Genomic DNA, 4,287 nt, shown 5'->3' with positions numbered 1-4,287 from the left:
ATCTTGCGCTGCACCTGTAGGCGCGGCCTTATGTCGTGATGGGGGTGCAAGGCACCCCCCTGCGATTTCAGATGCCCATGCTGTGCAGCGAGTTGGCAATGCTGCGCAGGGTGGCGGTGAGGTCGGGGTGGTCGGCCTCGAAGCGTTCGATCGCCAGATTGACGCCATCCACCAGGTTATGGTCCGGCGTGGCTTCCTCAAGCTTCAGCTGCGCCTCGATCTGGCGCGCTTCTTCGTGCAGCGCGGCCAGCTCTTCTTCAGTGAGCGGCACGTTGCGGTCCAGTTGCTCGCGCAAGCTGTTCAAGCGCTCTTGCAATTCGCGGGCAGGCATTGGCAGTTCTCCATCAATGGCTTGGCAAGCCATGGACCTCAGCGAAGCGGCAAAGGTTCTGGCCTGTCTTCAGCGTAATCCACCTGCCGCCGCTTTGCATGATCCGCGTCAAAGGTGCTGTATCAGGGTTTTTCACCCTTGCGCCGGCGCTGGGCGATGTCTTCCAGGCAGGTGTCCAGCGCTTCCAGGTGGTCAATCACCGAGTGCACGCCCAGGCTGAACAGTTCCAGCGTTGCCTTGCCGCGGGCCAGGTCCTGCTCCTGAGGGCTCATGGCTTGCCATTGCCGCGAGCTGTGGTCGCAGAATGGGCTGCAGGCAGCCAGGCCTACTGTCCACAGGCCGGCGTTGAGGCCGGATTGCAACAGGCGCGGGTCGCCGCTGACCAGTACGCAGCCGTCCAGGCGTTGGCTGTCCAGCGTCATCAAGGCCTGCCAGCAGGCGTTCGGTGCCGGCCAGCGCACGCCATTCACCAAATGCCCTGGCAGCCAGCCGGGCAGTACGTGGGCCAGGCGCTTGCTTTGCGTGGCGTTGAGGTCATCCAGCCAAATGCATGGCACATGGCGCTTGTGCAGGTTGGCGAGGGTGGCCAGGGCGCCGGGGGCGGGCGAGGGGGCGCCGTTGGCAGCCTGCACCAGGCAGCCGCGCAAGCCGAACAGCACAGCAGTGAAGGCGGGTGCAGCGTCCATGGCAACTTCCCCCAAATAGTCGCAGGCTATGCGCTGATTGTTACCGCCCTGTGACAGTGGCCCTCACGCAACAGTTGTTCACAAATTATTGAGCAAAGTTGTGTAAAGCTGTTTATCAGCCCGCAAGGCTCTATACTGCCGCCGTACCGGCAGCGCGGCCTGTTGCGCTTGCGGCCGAGAATTTCGATGGAGAGACATCTATGCGTAGGATTGGTGCCAGTGTGATCGAACGAGTCACCCAGGCCTGTGTCTGCGCCAGCATGCTGCTGGCGCCCGTGGCAGCCACCCAGGCAGCCACCGAGGAAGATCCCTGGGAAGCGGTCAACCGCCCGATCTTCCGCTTCAACGATACCCTCGACACCTATGCCCTCAAGCCGCTGGCCAAGGGTTACCAGGCAGTCACCCCGCAGTTCCTTGAAGATGGTATCCACAACATCTTCCGCAACCTGGGTGACGTGACCAACCTGGCCAACGACCTGCTGCAGTTCAAGCCCCATGCAGCGGGCGTGGACACGGCGCGGCTGATCGTCAACACCACCTTCGGCCTGGGCGGCTTCTTCGATGTAGGCACCAAGATGGGCCTGCAGCGCAACGACGAGGACTTCGGCCAGACCCTGGGCTACTGGGGTGTGCCGAGTGGCCCGTACGTGGTCATCCCGCTGCTGGGCCCAAGCACCGTGCGTGACGGCGTGGCCAAGTACCCGGACACCTACACCAAACCCTACCGCTACATCGACCATGTGCCGACGCGCAACTCGATCTTCGCCCTGGACGTGATCGACACCCGCGCCGACCTGTTGTCGGCCGAGAAGCTGATTCAGGGTGACAAGTACATCTTCATTCGCAACGCCTACCTGCAGAACCGCGAGTTCAAGGTCAAGGATGGCGAAGTCGAAGACGACTTCTGATCTGTGAATGTGGGGCTGCTTTGCAGCCCCACATTCAATGCATGGCCAGAATCCGCAGCCCGAACTTCTGCTGCCCGCCCGGCTGGTCGGCAATCCATACCACTTCGGTGCTGGCATGCAGCCCCTTAAGCGCCGGGTGCTCGGAATCGATCCGCACTTCAATATGATCCCCTACCTGGAAGCGCTGCGCTGCCCGCACCTGCAAGCCGCCGCTGGACAGGTCCAGGCACACTGCCGCGATCACCTGGCCTGCGTGCAGCAGGCTGACGTCGGTGTCGATGCGCATGCGGATGTAATCGCGTTTTTCGCTGTGGTTGGAGGGCGTGTGGGGCATGCTGCATCCTTCCTATCGGGGTGCGCTGGTCGACTTTCTTATAACTCCCGGTGATTTGCCCTGTAAAGTGCGGCGAGGTCGACCCTTGCATGCTTGAAACGCCTGCCGGATGGGAGTACCGTCTGCGCCTTACAAGGTAGCGCTCACAGTTGCCGGACAGTTGCCGGACAGGTGTTCTTGTCCTACAACTCAAGTAGAGTGTGACCACAAAGAATTCCCGTAGCTGGCCGTCTGCCTTGCCGACACCGCTGCACCAACCCAATCGGCGCCGTTCGCCCACATGCAGAAAACCAGTGCAACGCTGCTGATCATCGATGACGACGACGTGGTCCGTGCGAGCCTCGCCGCCTATCTTGAAGACAGTGGCTTCAGCGTCCTCCAGGCCGGTAATGGCCAGCAGGGGCTTCAGGTCTTCGATGAACACCAGCCCGACCTCGTGATCTGCGATCTGCGCATGCCGCAGATGGGCGGCCTCGAACTGATCCGCCAGGTCAGTGAGCGCGCGCCGCAGCTGCCGGTGATCGTGGTGTCCGGTGCCGGCGTCATGAGTGATGCGGTGGAAGCGTTGCGCCTGGGTGCCGCCGACTACCTGATCAAGCCGCTGGAAGACCTGGCCGTGCTCGAGCATTCGGTGCGCCGTGCCCTCGACCGCTCGCGCCTGGTGCTGGAAAACCAGCGTTACCGCGAAAAGCTCGAAGCCGCCAACCGCGAACTGGAAGCCAGCCTGCACCTGTTGCAGGAGGACCAGACCGCCGGTCGCCAGGTGCAGATGAACATGCTGCCGGAAAGCCCTTGGGCAGCTGGCGAGTTCGCCTTCGAGCACCAGATCATCCCGTCGCTGTACCTGTCGGGTGATTTTGTCGATTACTTCCGCGTTGACGAGCGGCGCATTGCCTTCTACCTCGCCGATGTTTCCGGGCATGGCGCGTCGTCGGCCTTTGTCACCGTGCTGTTGAAGTTCATGACCACGCGGCTCATGTTCGAGCTCAAGCGCAGCAAGATGCGCGAGTTCAAACCGTCGGAAGTGCTCAGCCACATCAACCGCGGCCTGATCAATAGTAAACTGGGCAAGCACGTAACCATGGTTGGCGGGGTGATCGACGAAGAGTCCGGCCTGCTGACCTACGCGGTTGGCGGCCATTTGCCGCTGCCGGTGCTGCATACCCCCGAGCATACCCGCTACCTGGAAGGCCGCGGCCTGCCGGTGGGGTTGTTCGACGAGGCTACCTACCAGGACCTGGTGGTAGAGCTGCCGCCGCAGTTCAGCCTCAGCTTGATGTCCGATGGCATTCTGGACCTTTTGCCGGGTGACACGCTCAAAGATAAAGAAACCGCCTTGCCGGAGATCGTCAGGGCAGCAGGTGGCAGCCTGGATGGGCTGCGTCAACGATTTGGATTGGCTACGCTTGGGGAGATGCCGGATGATATCGCCCTATTGGTGTTGAGCAGGAACCTTCAATGAGTACCGGTAGAATCCAGTTCGCCGAGCAGAGCGGTACCTTCGTACTGAAATTCGTCGGTGAAGTGCGCCTGACCCTGTGTTCGGCGCTGGATGCGACGATCGAGAAGATTTTCACTGCGCTGAACTTCTCGGCGATTGTCATCGACCTGACGGAAACCGAGAGTATCGACAGCACCACGCTTGGCCTGCTGGCCAAGCTGTCGATCCTGTCGCGGCAGAAGGTGGGCCTGTTGCCGACGGTGGTCACCACCAACCCGGACATTTCCCGGTTGTTGCAGTCGATGGGCTTCGATCAGGTGTTCAACATCGTCGATCGCCCGATTCCGTGCCCGGAGTGCCTGACCGACCTGCCGTCGCAGGACCAGAACGAAGACGTGGTGCGCTCCAAGGTACTGGAGGCGCACAAGATTCTAATGGGCCTGAATGACTCCAACCGTGAAGCCTTCCACGACCTGGTCAATGCGCTGGAACGGACCTGATCGTTAACCTGCACTGGCCTCTTCGCGGGCTTGCCCGCTCCCACAGGGACAGCGCGGCCCTTGAGAGCGACGCAGTACCTGTGGGAG

General features: G+C 61.6%; 6 protein-coding genes. 3 read left to right on the top strand and 3 right to left on the bottom strand.

The features are described from left to right. Window positions 1-67: 67 nt before the first annotated feature. Window positions 68-331, bottom strand: a complete 264-nt coding sequence (locus ABE456_RS28220; protein WP_346646860.1) for a DUF4404 family protein — start codon at window positions 329-331, stop codon at window positions 68-70. A gap of 122 nt (window positions 332-453) precedes the next feature. Further along, complete coding sequence (locus tag ABE456_RS28215) at window positions 454-1,017, bottom strand: phosphonoacetaldehyde phosphonohydrolase-related protein (protein WP_346646859.1); 564 nt, start codon at window positions 1,015-1,017, stop codon at window positions 454-456. Between the two features lie 200 nt (window positions 1,018-1,217). On the opposite strand from ABE456_RS28215, the gene ABE456_RS28210 reads away from it, so the two are divergent. Beyond that, a complete protein-coding gene (locus ABE456_RS28210) occupies window positions 1,218-1,925 on the top strand; it encodes a VacJ family lipoprotein (protein WP_346646858.1) in 708 nt (235 codons plus the stop codon). Between the two features lie 34 nt (window positions 1,926-1,959). Here ABE456_RS28210 and ABE456_RS28205 read toward each other — a convergent pair whose 3' ends face one another. Then, window positions 1,960-2,259: a PilZ domain-containing protein gene (locus ABE456_RS28205; RefSeq protein ID WP_346646857.1), complete on the bottom strand. Its 300-nt coding sequence runs from the start codon at window positions 2,257-2,259 to the stop codon at window positions 1,960-1,962. 280 nt (window positions 2,260-2,539) lie between these two features. Between ABE456_RS28205 and rssB the strand changes: the two genes are divergently transcribed. Together rssB and rssC are read left to right on the top strand one after the other, a co-directional pair. Then, window positions 2,540-3,721 (top strand): two-component system response regulator RssB, encoded by a 1,182-nt coding sequence (gene rssB, locus ABE456_RS28200; protein WP_346646856.1) that lies wholly within the window; start codon window positions 2,540-2,542, stop codon window positions 3,719-3,721. After that, window positions 3,718-4,200 (top strand): anti-sigma factor antagonist RssC, encoded by a 483-nt coding sequence (gene rssC, locus ABE456_RS28195; RefSeq protein ID WP_013971741.1) that lies wholly within the window; start codon window positions 3,718-3,720, stop codon window positions 4,198-4,200. The genes rssB and rssC overlap by 4 nt, the downstream gene beginning before the upstream one ends. Window positions 4,201-4,287: the final 87 nt, after the last annotated feature.

It is taken from the genome of Pseudomonas sp. TWI929 (genome assembly GCF_039673335.1).
Classification (GTDB): domain Bacteria; phylum Pseudomonadota; class Gammaproteobacteria; order Pseudomonadales; family Pseudomonadaceae; genus Aquipseudomonas.
This window is presented reverse-complemented; position numbering and strand designations above follow the sequence as displayed.

Coding starts and splice junctions, on each gene's coding strand:
- ABE456_RS28215 (WP_346646859.1), bottom strand. CDS start 1,017: ATGGACGCTGCACCCGCCTTCACTGCTGTGCTGTTCGGCTTGCGCGGC.
- ABE456_RS28210 (WP_346646858.1), top strand. CDS start 1,218: ATGCGTAGGATTGGTGCCAGTGTGATCGAACGAGTCACCCAGGCCTGT.
- ABE456_RS28220 (WP_346646860.1), bottom strand. CDS start 331: ATGCCTGCCCGCGAATTGCAAGAGCGCTTGAACAGCTTGCGCGAGCAA.
- rssC (WP_013971741.1), top strand. CDS start 3,718: ATGAGTACCGGTAGAATCCAGTTCGCCGAGCAGAGCGGTACCTTCGTA.
- rssB (WP_346646856.1), top strand. CDS start 2,540: ATGCAGAAAACCAGTGCAACGCTGCTGATCATCGATGACGACGACGTG.
- ABE456_RS28205 (WP_346646857.1), bottom strand. CDS start 2,259: ATGCCCCACACGCCCTCCAACCACAGCGAAAAACGCGATTACATCCGC.